Source organism: Actinophytocola sp. NPDC049390 (assembly GCF_044466355.1).
Classification (GTDB): domain Bacteria; phylum Actinomycetota; class Actinomycetes; order Mycobacteriales; family Pseudonocardiaceae; genus Actinophytocola.
Genome location: NZ_JBITMQ010000001.1, coordinates 289,491 through 307,263, shown reverse-complemented (window position 1 = coordinate 307,263; position 17,773 = coordinate 289,491). Strand labels below are relative to the sequence as shown.

Here is a 17,773-nt window from a genome sequence, read left to right as displayed (position 1 = left end):
GGGATCACTGCTGGGGCAGGGACTGTTCGGCCGTGGCGAACCCCTCGTACTTGCGCACGATGCGGGGCGTGCCGTTGACGCCGCGGTACACGAGGATCCAGAACTGGCCGCCCGCCGAGGTGATCAGTCCGAAGGACGGGTCGACGACGGTCGGCACGTCGGTGCCGGTCCAGCCTTCGTACGGCGCGTACGTCTCGCTGCCCGCCGCGTTCTCGCCCCACATGTACACCTGGCCCGCGTCGTCACGGGTGGCGATCATGGTGCGGCCGTCGACCGGGTCGATGACGGCCGCCGGTGCGCCGGTGACGCCGGTCTGGCCGGTCGCCGTCCACGCTGCCGGGAAGACACCGGCGGCGTCCTGCTTCTTCGTGACCACGGCACCGTCCGGTGTCCGCGCGAACAGGCCGACGCGGTAGCCCGGGTAGGTCACCGCGGCCGGGGTCTCCGCGACGGCGCCGCCGAGGTCCGCCCACGCGCTGACGCTGCGGTCGTCCCGGAACACCAGGGACTTCACCGTGCCCGCCGCGGTCCGCGCGAACACCTGCACGCCGTCGCGGACGACGGCGGTGGCCGGGGTGCCGACGAGGTCCTGGTCGCCGAGCTCACGCCAGTACGGCATCGTGCCGGCGCGGACGAACGCCCACAGCTTGCCGTCGGCGTCCACGGCGAACAGGACGGTCGTGCCGTCGGCCAGGTCCGCCGCGCCGGGTGCGTACGCCATCGACCCGCCGAGGTCGGTGAACGCGGTCCACGTCGGCGTGGCGAACTTGGTTTGCGTGCTGGACCAGACGTCCCCGCCGTCGCCGTACTGCGCCGACACCTCCACGGTGCCCGCGGCGCCGTGGGTCATGGCGGGCGGTCCCGAGAACGCCTCGTTGCCGGAGATCGTCTGGTACTGCACGTCGAAGAGGTTGCCGGGCAGCTTCTGGTGCGCGACGACGACCTTGCCGAGGTTGTCGACGAACGCGTACTCGACGGACGACTCGGTCTGGCCCGGCTGCACCTTCGCCTGCAGCACCCGGATCGGCGTGTTCTGCACGGTCGGGATCACCGTCTGCGGCTCGGAGAACCAGCCCTCCAGGTCGATGTAGACGTAGGCGGACGCGGTGCCGTAGTTCTTGACGCGTACCTTCCCGCCGGTGCCGGGCTCGATGATCACCGAGGCGCGGTGGTGGGTGCCCGGGGCGTACTCGGTGTGCGCGACGCCCGGCTCGACGCCCCCGGTCGACCACGCCCGCAGCGCGCCACGCGCGGTGCCGCCGCCGGCCTGCATGCTGAGCGCGGCGCCCGCGATGCCGCGGGTCGGCAGCCCGTTCGCGCCGCCGACCTGCACGTCGATCACCCCGTTGGCGGCGACGGTGCCGCCGAAGAGGCGCGCCGTGACCGGCCGCAGCCCGGCGCCGGCGGTGGCGGTCTTCGAGAAGTAGCCCATGACGTCGACCACGAGGTGCGCCGGTGACGGCCCCTTGTTGGTGAACGTGACACGCGTGTCGGTGGTCAACGGGACGGCCGCGCCGCTGGCCACGTAGATCCCGTTCTCGAAGTGGACGATCGCGGCTGGCCCGGCCGCCACCCCGGTCGGCGCCGCGGTGAACGAGCCGCTCGAGGGGCCGGGCGGGACCGTCAGCTCCACGAACGCCGCCGACGCGCCGACGGGCACCCCGGCCGCCGCCAGGTCCACCGTGCGGGAGCCGCCCGCGGGGATGATCGTGGTCTTCGTCGTGTCCAGCACGCGTTTCTGCGCGACGGGCACGAACCCGCCGTTCGCGCCGCCGGTCGAGGTGGTGAAGTACCCCTGCACGTCCACGACGACGTGCAGCTCGCCGTAGCGGTTGAACATCGAGATCTGGCCGTTCGTCCCCGGCCGCACGATCGCCGTGTTGGACAACGACTCCCCCGCCCCGACGTTGACCATCGAGACGTCGGGCCGCGTCGTGCCCGCGGGGAAGGCGGTGAGCCACGTCGCCGCGGACGGCTGCACCGCGAGGATGCGGATCAGGACCGCGCTCACCCCCGTGGCGGGCACGCCGCCCACCCCGACCGCGGTGAACGACGTCGTCGAGACCTGCTTCAGCTTGGCGCCACCGCGTGTGTCCCAGATCGTCCGCGCCGTGCTGAACGGCACGAAGTCACCACCGCGCGAGGCGGCGTCCGCGCGTGCGACCGGCCTGTCGACGGGCGCGGCCACCAGGGCGAGCGCCACCGCGAGCACGGTCAGCACCACCGTCCACCGTGGACGTCTCCAGCGTGTCTCTGCTCTGGTCATGGGTTTCCTTCCTCGATGCCGGGTGATCAGCGCCCGAAACGAATCGCCTGTCTGATGGCCCATTTCCCGCCCGCGACGACGACTATCGAGGTCAGGACCGGGTCGAAGGTCGCGAGAGGGGACGAGCCGGGTGTCGGGTTGTCCGGAGAAGTGGCCTGCTGCAACGCCTTCTGCACTACCTTCGGGCCCGCTTCCTGCCGCTTGCGCTGCTCCTCGATCGTCCCCTCGACCTCTTTGGGATCGCGTTCCTCGCGCGCCCCCGGCGACTTTTTCCCGCAGGTCGGTTTGTTCTGGCATTTCGCCCAGTTCCAACCCATGTCGTGTTTCCCGCACAGGTCGGTGAAGTCGGCGTTGTGCACCAGCAGGTCGGCGTCGCCCGCCACCACGTGGTAGGTGTGCAGACCGTCCACCGTCAGGTTGTAGACCGTCCGGCGCTCTGTCCACTCCCGCGTCGCGGTGACCGTCCCGGCGGTGACCCGGTCACCGGTCGCGAGGTCACCCGCGTCGACCCACCTGCCCAGCCACACCGGATGTCCTTGTGTGGCAACGATCTCGCTGCCGCCCACACGCACCTCGACGAGGTCCTTGACGCCGGTGCCCTCGACCACCGCCGTCACCACCCGCGGTCCACCGCGGCCGGTGGTCGGGTCGGTCGCGAGGACCACGTCGCCGACGCGTACCTCGTCGATGCGTTTCGTGGTGCCGTCGGCCATGCGCACGCGGGTGTCACCGGCGAAGCTGTTGGCCGAGCCGACCAGATCCGCGGCGCAGGACGAGACGTCGTCGGCCTTGTCGGTCAACCGGCGGCCGGTCCGCACGACGTCCGCCGCGTCGTCGGTGTGGCGGGCGGCGAGGGAGGCGACCCTGGCCGCGCGTACCGCGCCGCCGCCCGCGCCGCCCAGCAGGTAGCCGCCGATGGTGGCGGCGGTCCACGCGCACGCCTCGAGGTCGCCCTTGGTGACGCACGCGACCAGGTCCGTCACGCCGGACATGTCCGCCGCGACCTTCAGCGCCGCCTTGAGGTACGGCGACGCGGCCTGGGCGAGGTCGGCCACCGTGTCGACGGCCTTCGAGACGTTCTCCACGACGGCACCGGCGGTGTCGACCGCCTTCTGGTACACGGCCGTGGCGCTCTTGACCGTGTCCGCCACGACGTCCCTCGTCGCGGCGACCACCTTCGCGGGGAGGTGGGCCGCCGACGACACCAGCTTCTTCGACGCGGACAGCACGGGTCTCGTCGCGGCGAGCAAGACCTTGACGGGACTGTGCCTCGCGGCGAACGCGGCGGCCTTCTGCGCCGCACGCGTCACCTGCTTCGCCTTCGCGATGGCGGCCTTGCGCGCCTGTTCCGCCTTGCGGGCCGTCCAGTTGACCGTCTGCCTGACCTTCTTCTTGCTGTACGAGTACGCCTTCTTGCCGCCCTTCGCGAGCCACTTGGCGCCCTTGCGGAGGCTGCGCCCGACCGACTTGAGTCCCTTGTAGACCTTCCGGCCGACCCACTTCGCGGCCGACTTCACCTTCCGGCCGACCCACTTCGCCGCCGACTTCGCCTTCTTGGCGACCCACTTGGCGCCGCTCGCGATCTTGCTCGCGGTCCATGTCAGCCCGCTCCACGCGGTCCGCGCGAACCACGAGATGCCGCTCGAGACGTATGACGACACCGACGACACCGCGGACGACACGGTCGACACCACGCTCGACACGGCCTTCTTGACCTTGTCGAACACGCCCCAGTTGCCGGTCGGGTCGGTGACGTTGACGGGGTCGGCGTTGCCGTAGGTGTACCGGTTGGCGAGCACCGCGTCGCCGCCCGGGTGGTCGACCGTGTCACGGGAGGTGAACGAGCCGGAGCTCGGGTCGTACCAGCGGGCACCCATGTTGACCTGGCCGGTGTCCTCGTCGGTCCAGTCACCCTGGTAACCGATGTTCCCGGTGTCCCCGGCGCGGTCGGTGACCTGGCCGAACGGGTCGTAGGCGGTCGAGTCGGACAGCCGGGTGAGCGCGGTGTCGCCCGGCGCGAAACCGCCGACCACGTCGCCGTGCTCGTCGTCCAGCGTCAGGGTCGGGCCCGCCGCGTCGGCGACGGCAAGCAGGTTGTCCTCCGGGCCGCGCGCGAACCGCTCCGTGCCGTCGGCGACCACCTCGTCGGACAGCCCCGCGTAGGTGAACGGGCTGCCGCCCTTGGACACCAACCGGTTCAGGCCGTCGTAGACGTAGGTCTGGCCGAGCGCGCCGACCATCCGGTCGAACGCGTCGAACGTGAACCGCTCGTCCAGGCCCGAGCTGGTCCGGGACGCGCGCGTGCCGCGTGCGGTGTAGGTGTAGGTGTAGTCGCCGTCCGACAGCAAACGGTTGCGCGCGTCGAAGGTGGCGGTCTTGTCGCCGGTGCGGGTGCGGTTGCCCGCCGCGTCCCACCCGTACTCGACCGTCCCCTTCGGACCGGTCCACGACGTGAGCCTGCCCGCGAGGTCGTAGCCGTAGGCGTGCTCGCCCGCGCCCGCCGTGCCCGTCGTGGTCTTGCCGGTGACCTGGTTGTTCGCGTTGTACCGGTAGGCCACCGACATCACGGTGGCGCCCGCGCCGTTGCGCACCACGTCGGAGGTGGTGCGCCCCAGCTCGTCGTAGGTGAACGTGCGCACCCGGCCCCCGCCGTAGTCCACGGTGGACAGCAGACCCGCGCCGTCGTAGCCGTACCGCTGCACGCTGCCGGTCAGGCCGTCGGTCACGGTCGCGAGCCGTCCGTTCGTGTAGGTGAACGCGGCGGTGCCCGCGACGTCCTCGCGGGACAACGTGTTCCCGTCGGCGTCGTAGGAGTAGTCGGCCGACCCGCCCGGGCCACGCGCGGTGAGCAGGTTGCCCCGGTCGTCGTAGGTGTAGGTGTTCGTACCGCCCGGCGCGTTCACCGACACGACCTGGTCGACGAGGTCGTAGCCGAGCGTGCGGGAGCCGGTCGCGGCCTCCGCGCCCGCGCCGGTCTCCGTGGTGAGCCGCCCCGCCGCGTCGAACGTGGCGGTGCGGGTCACACCGCCCGGCGCGCGGTAGGACACCGGGTTGCCGCCGACGTCGTAGGCCACCGTCCAGGTCCGGTCGGCGAGGTCCGGGTGTGCGGCGGTGGCCGGTTCGGTCATCGTCTCGGGCAGGCCGAGCGTGTTGTACGAGTACAGGAAGCTGTTGCCGAGCCCGTTGGTGAGCCGGGTGCGCCTGCCCGCCGCGTCGTAGCCGAACGACGTGGTGATCGACGACGTCGCGGTGACCGGTTCGGTCTGGCTGACGAGCTGGTCGTCCGCGTCGTAGGAGTAGGTGGTGGTGACGCCGAGCCCGTCCGTCGCCGACACCAGGTTGCCGTCCGGGTCGTAGGCGGCGCGCCGGGTCTGCTTCACCGCGCCGTCGGGCGCCAGCTCGTTGGTGGTGACGGCGCGGCCTGCGCCGTCGTACACGGTCTGCGTGGTACGGCCGACGTGGTCGGCCTGCCGCACCACACGACCCGCCTGGTCGTACCCGTACTGGACGGACACGCCGTTCGGGTCGGTGACGCGGGTCAGCTGGCCGAGCGTGTCGTAGGTGGAGCGGGTGATCGCACCCGACGGGGTGTCGCCGCGCACCACGTTGCCCGCGTCGTCGTACACGACGGTGGTGGTGAAGTTGTTGGGCAGCGGCAGCCGCTCGACCTCGGTCGTGGTGACGGGCCGGTCGAGGTCGTCGTAGGTGGTCTCGGTCCTGGCGCCCAGCGGGTCCGTCGTGGACAGTGGGAGCCCGGTGCGGGTGTAGGTGTAGCGGGTGACGGCCCTGGTGTCGTTGGTAGTCGCGGGTTCGTCGAGCGTGACCAGCCTGCCGAGCTGGTCGTAGCCGTACCGCAGGGAGTTGCCGCGCGGGTCGGTCACCTCGACGACGTTGCCGAGCCCGTCGTAGCGGGTGTGGGTGGTCGGCGTGACGGGCTCGGTCGCGCCCGGTGCGCGGTAGGCGGGCTCGACCTCGGTCACCGGGCGGCCGAGCCGGTCGTAGGTCCAGCCGCGGACGTTGCCCACCTCGTCCCGCACGGAGGTCTGCTCGCCGAACGTGTTGTAGCCGTAGGTGGCCGTCGGCCGCACGGTCTCTGCCGAACCGCCCGCCTCGGCCGAGACCGGGGCGCCGACGTCGCGGATCAGCTGCCCGGTCTCGTCGTAGGCGAACGTCGTGGTGTACGCGGCGGGGTCGGCACCGGCCACGTTGCCGCGCGGGTCCGTTGTGGACAGTTGAAGGCCGCGCTGGTCGTAGGTGGAGGTGGTGACGAGCGACTCGGTGCTGGTGGACACCGTCTCGCGGACCGCGTTGCCCGCGTCGTCGTAGACGTAGTTCACCACCTGGGGGGTGGTGGGCAGCGGCCACGGCACGTTCGACGCCTTGCCCGAGCTGCTCACCCGCAGGACGTTGCCGCCCTGGTCGTAGGTGTAGCTCGTGGTGCGGGCGAGACCTGCCGGGTCCTCGACGGTGGTCACGAGGTCGCCGCCGCGGTCGAAGGTCTGCACGAGGGTCTTCGTGCCGTTGCCCGTGACCTTCTTCACCGGGTTGCCCGCGGCGTCGTAGGTGTTCTCCTCCAGCACGAAGTCGCGAGTGCTCCCGTCGACGTTCCGGAAGTTCTTCAGCACCATCTTCCACACGCGGTCGTCGCCGTAGTACTGGTACTCGATCCGGCGGCCCATGGCGTCGGTCGTGCTCGCGCGGCGCCCGGCGTAGTCGTAGGAGTAGGACTCGACGACGAGGTAGTCCTCGACGAGACCACCCTGGTCGTCGCCGCGGTAGGCACGCAGGCGCACCTCGGCGAGCGCCTGCCGCGCGGTGTACGCGTAGTCGTACCGGTTGCCCTCGGCGTCCACGGTGGACACCAGGTTGCCGAACCGGTCGTAGGTCGAGGTGGTCTCGTTGCCCTCGGCGTCGACCAGCCGGACCGGGCGGCCAGCGGCGTCGTACTCGGTGGTCGTGGTGCGGGTGGCGTCGCCGCCGAGCTTGTCGCGTTCCTCCACCTTCACCGGGTTGCCGTCGACGTCGTAGGTGGTGACCGTCTCCTGCTGGTGGCGCACGCCGGTCACCGCGTCGGTCGTCGCCGGGTCGGTGACCACCGTCGGCCGGGACAGCGCGTCGTAGGCGGTGGTCGTGGTGACACCGTTCGGGAAGCTGTCGGAGATCTCGGTCTCCGACACCTGCCTGCCGAGCACGTCGTAGGTGAACGTCGTGACGAGCCCGCCCGGTTCGGTCGTCCGCGCGAGGTCACCGTTCGGGTGGTACTGCCTGCGGGTCACCTTGCCGCGGGCGTCGGTGGTGGTGAGCAGCAGACCCGGCGGGATCACGCCGCCACCCACCGCGGGTTCGCCGCCGGTGCTGTAGGTGTGCCGCACGACCGCGCCGTCCGGCTCGGTCTGCGTCGCCAGGTCACCCGTGGCGGTGTAGGTGTAGCTCGTGCGGTAGGTGGTGTCGGTGGCGCTCGCCGACCGCGCGTCCCTGGTCTCGACCGGGAGCTCGTTGCGCGGGTCGAACGGGTTGGTGACCGTGGCCGGGTAGGTCGTGTAGCTGGTCTGGCAGGACCCGGCGGTGCGGCACGTGGTGCGGCTGGTGATGTTGCCGCGCGCGTCGTAGGTCAGGCGCACGGCGTCGCCGTTCTCGTTGGTGACCGTGGCGAGCAGGCCCGCGTCGTCGTAGGAGTAGGTGCGGATCGCCATGCCTTCGAGGGGGTGTTCCACGAACACCGGCCCGCCGGAGCCACCGGGGATGATCGTGCAGAACTTCGGGTCGCCGGGGTCGGGTGCCGTGCACTCCTCGACCTCCTGCGGCGGCGCCGGTTCCGGGTAGCCCGGCCGGTCCTCCTCCCGCAGTTCCAGCCCGAGCGGCAGCCCGGACCGCAGCAGTTGGCCGGTGATCGCGTCGTACTCGTAGAGGTTCGGCCGGTTCGACGGGTCGTTGACCTGGACGGTCCGCAGCAGCTGGTCCGCGCCGCCGGACACGACCGGTGCGCCGATCTTCCAGGTGCCGCCGTCGCGGTCGGTGTAGGACGCGACGCGGTCCTGGCGCACGTCGTAGCTCGCCCGCATGGCCACCGCACCGCTCGGCAGCGTCACCTCCGCGAGCTGGTCGGCCGCCGTCGCGCCGTAGCTGTGGTGCGCGGCGACCGCGGCGGCGCCGAGCGGACGGGAGTAGACGGCCACCTCGTCGATGGCGCCACTCCAGAACCGGGTGGCGGCGCTCCCCCACTGCGGCCACGCCGACGGGTTCGTCGCGGTGGCCGCACCGAGCTGGTTGAAGGTCAGCAGGGCGTGGTCGAGCGTCGCCGTCGTCTGCCCGATGCGGACACCGTCGAGGTAGAGGGTCTGCGTGGTGCCCAGCGACGAGAGCACGACGTGGTGCCACGTCCCGTCGTTGACGGCGAGCGGCGAGGTCATCGGCGCGACCGTCGTCGTGCCGAACTGGCCGCGCAGCCTGCCGTCCATGCCGACGTACAGCACCGGCACGCCACGGGTGGGTGTGGTGCCGAACGCCCTGTCCTGGTAGCCGAGCAGCGGTCCGCCGGTGCCGGTGGTGTTGGCCTTGAACCACAGCTCGACCGCGCCGTCGCGGGTCTTCTTCACCACGCCATTGGGCAGGTCGACCCGTGACGACGTGCCGTTGAACGTGGCCGCGGTGCCGCCGCCCGCGAGCGCGCCCGCGGTGCCGAGCGTGACCGACGAGTACGTCGCCGCGTCCTCGCCCAGGTTCACGGTGATCTCGCTGCCCGCGCCCGTGCCCTCGGCCTCGCCGAGCCGCCAGTACGACTCGGGTTTCGCGTCGAGCACGGCGCTGCGGTAGTGCGACCCGTCGGCGTAGGTGTAGGTGGTGCAGGTGGTGTCCGGCGCGCACACCTTCGTCAGCACGTCGCCGTCGTAGGTGTAGGTCCACGAGGTGCCGAGGTCGGTGGTGACCTTCGTGACGTGGTCGCCGGTCCACGTGAACCGCAGCGCGCGGCCCGCGGTGTTGGACTGGCCGTTCGACACCTGTGCCTTGGCGAGCCTGGCGCCGGTGCCGTAGGTGAGGACGACCGCGCGTCTGGCCGCGTCGGTGATCCTGGTGAGGCGGCCACCCGAGTCGAACGTGTAGACCACGCCCGCGCGGTCGGCGAGCGTCCACAGCCCGTTCGCCGACGTCAGCGCGGCGGTGCGGGTGGACGGGGTCGCGTACGTGCCGTCGGCGTTGCGGCCGAAGCGCACCGCCTGACCGTCCGGATAGGACACCACGACGTTGCCGGAGCCGTCGTCGTCCGGTTCGAGACGCATGTCGTAGCGCGTGGTCCAGCCCGCGCCGAACGCGCCGTCGCGGCGCGGGTCGAGGCTGTTGTAGGTGCGCAGCAGGTTCAGCTCCGGCCCGACGGTGGCGACGGTCGCGTCGACGGCGACCGTGGACAGGTTGCCGGTCTGCGGGTCGTACTCGCGTTCCTGCGCCGCCTGGGCCGCGCCCGCGATCCTGGCCGTGATCTCCGGCTGCGGCACCTCGGCGAACACCGTCGAGTACGGCGACGCCACCTCGGTCGTGGCGTCCTTGACGAACACCCGCCACAGATAACCCTTGCCCCACACCATCCTGCCGTTCGGCGGTGCCCACGCCTGGCCCGCCTGGTAGGCGGAGGTGGTGCAGCCGACCGGGTTGCCGTCGCCGTCCCGGTCACAGACCTCGAACTTGTAGGTCAGCGACGACCCGGGCGGTGCGTCGACGTCGATCGCGCGTCCCCACAGCAGGGGGTTGAGCGTCGGCGCCTGGTAGCCGTTGGGCGGGTACAGCTCCTGCACGACCGGCGGCAGGTCGGTGATCTCCAGGACGATCCGCGCGGGCGCGACCTGGTGGTCGGTGAACACGATCCCGCCGGTGCGGACCATGGTGAAGTCGAGGAAGTACCGGCCGGGCGGCAGCGCCTTGACGGTCGCGGTCAGGGTGGTGCGGGCGCCGCGCGCGAGGGTCGCGGTCAGGTCGGCGGCGCGGAACTGCCCGACCGCCGCGCCGGTCCGCGCGTTGTAGGCGCGGTAGGCCAGGTAGTAGCTGCCGGGCGCCCACGCCTCCGCGCCGCGGTTGGTGACGGTGACCTTCACCCTGCCGTCCTGGTTCTGCAGCACGGGCGGGTCCGGCACCGGGTTCGGGATCGCGTACTCGGCGTTGTACGGGCTGTGGGTGACCCACAACGTCGGCCGGTTGGCGCTCGCCGCGGTGCCGACGAACCGCTTGCCGCTGGAGGCGTCCGCGACGTTCCCGCGCAGCGACAGGCCGTTGTTCGCGGTGGTGCCGTTGACCCAGCCCTGCACGAGCCGGGTGCCGCCGTCGCCGAGGTCGAACAGCTCGGCCGCGGTCGGGCAGGCCGACTGCGACTGGCCCTGCGCGAAGTAGCCGTGCGAGAACGAGCGGGACGCGAGCGCGGACCCGACCGAGGGGCCCGGGTAGGAGTAGCTGCCGGTCGAGGTCCACGCACCGGTGACGGGGTGCACGGTGACCGGGCGGGCGGCGCAGGTCTGCGCGTAGTAGTTGACCAGCTGCAGCTGGGCGCCGTAGATCGTGTGGAACCTCAGCGAGTCGGTGAGCCCGGTGAACTTGAGGTAGGACGCGGTGGCGGCGCCTTCGACGTTGCCGACCTGGAGTTCGGAGCCGCCGTTGGTGGAGGTGCCGCCCCGGACGTACATGCTGGTGTCGGCGGCGCCGTCGGACACCGGCAGCGACACGGTGGGGTCGACGCGGACGGGGTACCGGCGGGCGGGATCGGCGAGCCAGCCGTCGTCGAGGGTGACGACGAGGGTGGTGCCGTCGAGGCGGTAGGTGACGGCGGTGGAGAGCGCGGCGGCCGCGTCGACCATGTCGCCGGGCGGGATCACGGCGCGGGTGGCGCCGCCGCGGTCGGTGAGGAGCAGTCGTCCGTCGCGGAGGGTGGGTCTCAGCCCGGTGTGCAGGGGGAAGCGGAACTCTCGTGGCGCCGAGGAGTCACGCAGGACGATCGTCTCCTTGACGCCGCCGGGTCTGGCCGTCAGCTCCAGGTCCACGCCCGGTCTGATGCCCGGGTAGGTGACGGTGGCGCCCTCGGCGGTGCCCCGCACGGGTCTCGCCGCGTCCAGCCCGTAGGCGACCCGGTGGTCGCCGAAGCGCATGACGGCGAGCTCGGCGTCGTCGCCGCGGCCCGCGAACGCCAGCGACGCGGCGTTGGTGTCGTTGACCCAGCCGTCCGCACCGGCCGTGAGCGCGGTGTCGATGGGCTGCCAGTCCCCGCGCGCGTCGCGGTAGTGGATCGGCGTGGCCGAGAACTCGGTGGTCTCCGTACCGTCGGTGTTGGCGTAGGTGCGCCGGTGCGCGTCGCGGCGTTCGGGCCGTTCCCGGCTGGTCCGCCGGTCGAACCCGGTCCGGTGGACGGGGCCCACCTCGACGGATGCCCGGTTCCTCGGTTCGGCCGGAGCCGCGTTCGCGGGATAGCGCGACCGGTAGGACCGGGGCGGGACCCGGTTGACCCGCCCGCGTTCGATGTGCGGCTGCCCGGCGGCGGACCCCCACCGCTGGTCGGGTGCGTCCTGGTAGGGAACACCCGCGGCGCCGCGCGGGACGGGATCCTGGGCGACGTCGCCGACGAGCCCGGCCACGAGCGCGACCACCGCCGCGAGCGACAGGGCACGCACGGCACGTGAGAAGGGCCGACGGAACAGCGGGGATGACGACATGGTCCACCTCGCAGGGAGAGCCAGCACACGTCGAGCGAGCCGAAGCATCCCCGCACCCGCTAACAAGTCGCTAACACGACCGGGGCGTCGCCGGCGGTGCTACCCAAACGGCGCCCGGCCCGGCACGATGTCGTGTCGTGACCGACTGGACCGGCCTGACGAAGCAGTTGCTCGAGGGCGTACGCGACTGCGACCCCATCTACCGCCCGACGAACTTCTGGACGCCGGGGCTGCGGGAGATCCTCGCCGACCTCGAGCAACGCGGCCTGGACGGGTTCAAGTCCTGGCCGACGGCCGGCTACTGGTTCTATCCGAGCTACCACACTCCCCTGGCGCCCCGGACGTTCGAGAAGACCTACAAGCTCGCGCTCAAGGAGAACCCGGACCTGTCGCGGTTCTCGTGGGTCCGCACGACGAACGGCTTCCACGAGGCGCTGCGGGACTTCGACGCCGCGCGGCTCACCTGGGACCAGACCCGCTGGCCGTTCGACCTGGAGAGCTTCGGCGAGAGCGCCGTCGGGCAGCCGCCCCGGCACTACGCGCTGACCGACGAGGACTCGGTGCGGTGGGGCAAGCCGTACCTGAACTACCTGCTGTGCCTCGCCGCGCTGTCCCGCCACGTCGACGAGCCACCCCGGCGCTTCCTGGAGATCGGCGGCGGCTTCGGCGTACTCGGCGAGATCCTGCTGCGCCGCGACGAGCAGGCCCGCTACGTCAACCTGGACATCCCGCCGCTGATCACGGTCTCCTCGTACTACCTGTCCACGTTGTTCGGCGACCGCGTGCGGATCCCCGACGCCCTGGACGACGGCCCCCTGGAGCCGTCCGCGTCCGCCTGCCTGCCCAACTGGCGGCTGCCGGACGTGCGCGGCCCGTTCGACGTGTTCGTCAACTCCTTCTCCTTCCAGGAGATGGAGCCGCACGTGGTCGACCACTACGTCGGCATGGTGGCCGACCTCGGCGTGACGTACGTGGTGTCGCTGAACTCCCGCGAGGGCAAGCGCCGCGCGAGCGCGGGCACCGAGGGCGGCGTGCTCGACCCCGTCACGTCCGACCGGGTCATCGAGATGTTCGGTCGACGCGGCTACACCGTGTGCGGCCGCCACGGCAGGCCGCTCATCTACAGCGCGGGCGAACTGGTGGTGCTCCGGCGGCACTGAGCACGACGACGGAATCCCTCTGTGGGGTGACGCGCCTCCCTCTCACTGGGGACGGCCGCGCGGCGCGCGGCCTCTACCGTTCCCGTCGTGAACGTGAGAACCGTTGCCACACCGGTGGACCTGCTCGCCCGGCCACGGCGGTGGCCCGCCTGCGTGCTGGCGGTCCTGTTCCTCGGGTACGCCGTGGGCAAGGCGGTGTTCGCCGCGCAGGGCAGGCTCGGCTTCCCCGGCGGGCCGCCGGTCTCGGCGGCCGAGACCGGCGACTACTTCCTCGATCCCGCGCCCGCACAGTGGTTCGCGGCCGCGTCCGGCGTGGTGGGCGCGTGCCTCGTCCTGCTGACGGTCGCACCGCTCGGGCGCCGGGTGCCGAGAACGCTCATGCTGCTCGTGCTGACCGTCCTGCTGGCGACCATCGGCTACGGCGCCGGAGTCATGATCGTCGACGGGTTCGTGGGCGTGGGCGTCGGCTGGCGCTGGTACCACGGCGTGCTCGGCGTGGTGGTGCTCGCGCTGTTCGCGGAGGCGACGCGGTCCTACCGGCTGCGCGTCAGACCCTGACCGCGCGCCGCCCCGTCCGGATGATGGTCTCGCGTTCCGATTCGGACAGTCCGCCCCAGACACCGTACGGTTCGCGCACCCTGAGCGCGTGGTCGCGGCACTTGTCCACGACCGGGCACTGCTCACAGATCGCCTTGGCCCTTTCCTCCCGCCGGACGCGGGCGGGCCCGCGTTCCCGCTCGGGGTGGAAGAAGACCGCACTGCTCACGCCCCGGCAGGAGCCCTCCAGCTGCCAGTCCCAGGCATCCGCGTGCGGCCGCGGCAACTTGCGCGTGTTCGTCATGGGCTTCCTCCCTCGTGCTGGTTGTCGGACGGCGTGCGGTCGCGGTCCCGTGCGAGGGACTCGCGCCTGCGGTCAGCGACCCATGCGACCACGAAGTACCCCGCCAGGATCGCGACAAGCACGATCGTCATGGTCATGTCGGCGCTCGACCGGACCGGCCGAGCAGACCGGCCTGGTAGGCCAGTGAGACGGCGTGTGCGCGGTCGCGCGCGTTGAGCCGCCGCAGGATCTGTTTGACGTGCGTGCGCACGGTCTCCGTCGAGATGAACAGCAGCCTGCCGACCTCGGCGTAGCTGTTGCCGTCGGCGATCAGCGACAGGATCTGCTGCTGGCGGCCGGACAGCCGATCGGACTCCTGGGCGCGCGCGGTGGCGTACGGCGCCTGGCCCCCTCGCGTCGTGTGCGCGAGGCGGACGCTCGCGGCCACCACGGCGGGTGGCGCGTTGACCGGCAGGACCGCCTGCACGCCGGCGTTCGCGTACCGGTCCGCCGGACCGCGGTCCTCGACCAGCACGACGACGGCGAGCCAGGGGCACGTCGCGGTCAGGTGTTCGGTGAGGCGGGCGTCGGGATCGAGGACGTTGTGCAGGACGAGGACGTCGGGCCGGACCGTGCGGATCACGGTTCCGGCCGTCTGCACGGAGTCGGTCGAGCCGAGCCAGCCGAGGTCCTCGCCCGCCTCGACCGCGCGGCGGAGCCGGAAGCAGGTGAGCGCGTGCGCCGCCAGAGCGAACACGTGCACGCACGCCTGGTCCGCGCCGGGACGAAGTGGCCGCTGGTCGAACATCTGTGCGGTGGTCATCGGTGGTCCCTCCGCTTCTCGCTGATGTTCTCGACACGTCGCACGGCCGGGAACCTGACGTAGGAGTCTATGTGACGGCGATCACACTCGCATGGTCCAGTCGCGCCCGACCACCCTCGTTCCGCCGCTGACCTCGCGAACGCGCCACCGCACGCCCCACGGAGCGACCCCGAATCCGCATGGTCCGATATGGACCACCCACACGTCGCGGGTTACCCCATGGCGGGGGGCCGCGCAACGCCGAGGCCGGCCAGGCCGCGTGTGGACCTGGCCGGCCTCGGCGTCGTCAGCTGTGCCGTTCAGTAGTTCGATTCGGACTCCTGGCCGTAGCCGCCGCCCGAGGAGCCTTCACCGCCCTCGGACCGGCCGGAGCCTTCGTTCCCGTAACCCTCGCCCTGGTCGGCGCCGCCGTAACCGCCCTCCGACTCGCGGTCCGACCCACCACCAGAGCTGTCACCGCGGTCCGATCCGCCGCCGTAGCCGCCCTCGGAACCGCCGTTGTCACCACCTTCGGACTGACCGCCGCCGAAGCCGCCGCCCTCGGACTGACCGCCGCCGAAGCCGCCGCCCTCGGACTGGCCACCACCGAAGCCGCCGCCCTCGGACTGACCGCCGCCGTAGTCACCGCCCTCGGACTGGCCGCCGCCGTAGCCTTCGCCTCCCGATTCTCCGCCTCCCGATTCTCCGCCGCCGCCGTAGCCGCCGCCCTCGGACTGGTCTCCGTAGCCGCCCTGGCCCCCGTTCATCGTGTCCTCGCGCTCACTGTTCTCGTCGGATCCGTATGGTGTGGACGTCATGACGTTCCTCCTCCGATTCGGATATCTCGTTTCTACTCTTACGAGACCACGCCGATACGGAATTCACTGTCACCCGACAAGGTGGTTTCCCCCAGCCAGATAATGCGCGGCGATCTCGTCGCTTGTGGTCAGCCAGGCATCCGGTTGCGCCGCAAGGAACTCGAGCGCCTCGTCGAGGTACCTGGCCCGGAACGCCTGCCCGATCACGAACGGGTGCAGCGCCAGCGCCATGACCCGCCCGCCGCCGTCCGCACTCAGTTGCTCGTACTGGTCCCGCACGATCCGGACGAACTCCGGTCCGGTGGTGCTCCTGCTGACGAACAGGCTGAGATCGTTGAGCTCCACTGTGTACGGCACGCTGATCATGCCGGGCACGGTCAGCGGGTACGGCTGGTCGTCGTTCGTCCAGTCGAGGACGTAGTCCAGCCCCAACTCGGCGAGCAGGCGCGGGGTGTTCGCCGTCTCGGTGAGACCGGGCCCCATCCAGCCGCGCGGCCGTCCGCCGGTGGCGGCCGCGATGGTGTCGACGATCTCGGTCAGCTCCGCGCGCTCCTCGTCCTCGGCGAGGTTCGCGTGCGGCACCGAGTTCGTGCGACCGTGGGCGAGCCATGCCCAGTTCCGCGCCACGCCCGCCGCCACGATCCGCGGGTAGCGGCGGGCGGCGTCCGAGTTGAGCAGGGCGCTGGCGCGGAAGCCGTGCCGGTCCATGCTCCGCACGGTCCGCCAGATGCCGACGCGGACGCCGTAGTCGCGCCAGCCGAAGTTGAGCGCGTCGGGCACGAGGTCGGCGGTGCCCGGCCAGATGCTGGTGGACGGGCGGTCCAGCAGGAAGTGTTCGATGTTCAGTCCTATGTAGACGGCGACGCGCGCACCGCCGGGCCACCGGATGGCCGGGCGTTCGACGATGGGGCTGTACTCGAAGAGCGTGTTCTCCATGCCGGCACGGTAGGACCTAACATCAGTGTCAGGTTCAAGCTCTGCGGAGGATCTGATGCGGATCGGGACGCTGGCACAGCGCACCGGGGTGAGCGAGCGGTCGCTGCGGTACTACGAGGAGCAGGGGCTCCTGACGGCCGGCCGCACGCCCGGCGGTCAGCGCGCGTACCCGGAGCACGCCGTCGACCGGGTCATCCGGATCCAGGAGCTGTTCGCCGCGGGGCTGCACAGCAAGACGATCGCGCGCCTGCTGCCGTGCATGCGCGACGCGGACGGTGGACCGTCGGCGGTCGCGACGCCGCGGCTGGTCGACGACCTGGTCGCCGAACGCGACCGCATCGACCGGATGATGGCCGACCTCGCCACCTCGCGCGCGGTCCTGGACGAGGTGATCAAGGCCGCCGAGGAGCAGTAACGCCGGTGGTGACGCCGCTCACAGTCGGTTACCGCCGCTCGGGCCGCGTCGTCGGGTGGGCATGACACGCACGGAACGGACTTCGGTCCTGATCACCGGTGGCAACAAGGGACTCGGTTTCGAGACGGCGAGGCGGCTCGGCGACCTCGGCTGGACGGTCTTCCTCGGCTCGCGGGACGTGCGGCGGGGACAGGCGGCCGCCGACAAGCTGGCCGCAGGCGGCGCGGACGTGGTGCTGGTCCAGCTCGACGTGACCTCGGACGCGTCGGTGACCGAGGCGGTCCGGCTGGTCCGCGAGCACACCGACCAGCTGGACGTGCTGGTCAACAACGCCGGCGCGCCGGGGCGGGTCGTCCCGCCCGCCGACGCGACGGCCGACGAGATCCACGGTGTCTACGACACCAACGTGTACGGACCGATCAGGGTCACGCACGCGTTCCTTCCCCTGCTGCGGAAGGCGGACAACCCTCGGGTGGTGATGGTGTCCAGCGCGGGCGGTTCCTTCGCGGTCGTCACCGACCCGGAACAGCCGGTCTCGAGGATGCACGAACTGGCCTACAGCTCGTCCAAGGCGGCGCTGAACATGACCACGGTCCGCTATGCCCAGGCGCTCCCGGAGATCAAGTTCAACCTCACCACCCCCGGCGAGGTCGCCAACCACACGTTCGTCGCCACCGACATGAACGGGCACACCGGTCAGCTGAACGTCACCGAAGGCACCGACTCGATCGTGCGGCTCGCGACGCTCGACGCCGACGGGCCGACCGGGATCTTCGTCGACCGCCTCGGCCCCGTCGCCTGGTGAACCGTCGTCAGCGCGCTCGCCCCGTGGTGACCCGGTGCGTGGGCGGTGGGCCTGCCCGGCCCACC

The 17,773-nt window shown here is 71.6% G+C and carries 11 protein-coding genes; 4 read left to right on the top strand and 7 right to left on the bottom strand.

Annotation, left to right across the window (positions count from 1 at the left end; genetic code table 11):
- Positions 1 to 4: 4 nt before the first annotated feature.
- Together ACIBVP_RS01295 and ACIBVP_RS01290 are read right to left on the bottom strand one after the other, a co-directional pair.
- Positions 5 to 2,266, bottom strand: coding sequence for a hypothetical protein (locus ACIBVP_RS01295; RefSeq protein WP_396103943.1), 2,262 nt, complete (start codon positions 2,264 to 2,266; stop codon positions 5 to 7).
- 26 nt (positions 2,267 to 2,292) lie between these two features.
- Complete coding sequence (locus tag ACIBVP_RS01290) at positions 2,293 to 11,952, bottom strand: RHS repeat-associated core domain-containing protein (protein ID WP_396103942.1); 9,660 nt, start codon at positions 11,950 to 11,952, stop codon at positions 2,293 to 2,295.
- Between the two features lie 137 nt (positions 11,953 to 12,089).
- Here ACIBVP_RS01290 and ACIBVP_RS01285 point away from each other — a divergent pair, with 137 nt between their 5' ends.
- Entirely contained in the window at positions 12,090 to 13,112 is a 1,023-nt protein-coding gene (locus ACIBVP_RS01285; protein ID WP_396103941.1) for a putative sugar O-methyltransferase, read from the top strand.
- A gap of 87 nt (positions 13,113 to 13,199) precedes the next feature.
- Positions 13,200 to 13,670, top strand: coding sequence for a hypothetical protein (locus tag ACIBVP_RS01280; RefSeq protein ID WP_396103940.1), 471 nt, complete (start codon positions 13,200 to 13,202; stop codon positions 13,668 to 13,670).
- Here ACIBVP_RS01280 and ACIBVP_RS01275 read toward each other — a convergent pair.
- The 5 genes from ACIBVP_RS01275 to ACIBVP_RS01255 all read right to left on the bottom strand — a co-directional run bounded on the left by ACIBVP_RS01275 (position 13,660) and on the right by ACIBVP_RS01255 (position 16,488).
- Positions 13,660 to 13,953: a WhiB family transcriptional regulator gene (locus tag ACIBVP_RS01275; RefSeq protein WP_396103939.1), complete on the bottom strand. Its 294-nt coding sequence runs from the start codon at positions 13,951 to 13,953 to the stop codon at positions 13,660 to 13,662. The genes ACIBVP_RS01280 and ACIBVP_RS01275 overlap by 11 nt on opposite strands.
- Entirely contained in the window at positions 13,950 to 14,090 is a 141-nt protein-coding gene (locus ACIBVP_RS01270) for a hypothetical protein (protein WP_396103938.1), read from the bottom strand. The genes ACIBVP_RS01275 and ACIBVP_RS01270 overlap by 4 nt, the downstream gene beginning before the upstream one ends.
- Complete coding sequence (locus ACIBVP_RS01265) at positions 14,087 to 14,755, bottom strand: DNA-binding response regulator (RefSeq protein ID WP_396103937.1); 669 nt, start codon at positions 14,753 to 14,755, stop codon at positions 14,087 to 14,089. The genes ACIBVP_RS01270 and ACIBVP_RS01265 overlap by 4 nt, the downstream gene beginning before the upstream one ends.
- Before the next feature lie 299 nt (positions 14,756 to 15,054).
- The gene (locus ACIBVP_RS01260; protein ID WP_396103936.1) at positions 15,055 to 15,552 is read right to left on the bottom strand and encodes a hypothetical protein; all 498 of its coding nucleotides are present in this window, start codon (positions 15,550 to 15,552) and stop codon (positions 15,055 to 15,057) included.
- Between the two features lie 69 nt (positions 15,553 to 15,621).
- Positions 15,622 to 16,488, bottom strand: a complete 867-nt coding sequence (locus tag ACIBVP_RS01255; RefSeq protein WP_396103935.1) for a polysaccharide deacetylase family protein — start codon at positions 16,486 to 16,488, stop codon at positions 15,622 to 15,624.
- A 55-nt stretch (positions 16,489 to 16,543) separates the two neighbouring features.
- On the opposite strand from ACIBVP_RS01255, the gene ACIBVP_RS01250 reads away from it, so the two are divergent.
- Entirely contained in the window at positions 16,544 to 16,903 is a 360-nt protein-coding gene (locus ACIBVP_RS01250) for a MerR family transcriptional regulator (protein ID WP_396103934.1), read from the top strand.
- 61 nt (positions 16,904 to 16,964) lie between these two features.
- Entirely contained in the window at positions 16,965 to 17,708 is a 744-nt protein-coding gene (locus ACIBVP_RS01245) for an SDR family oxidoreductase (protein ID WP_396103933.1), read from the top strand.
- Positions 17,709 to 17,773: the final 65 nt, after the last annotated feature.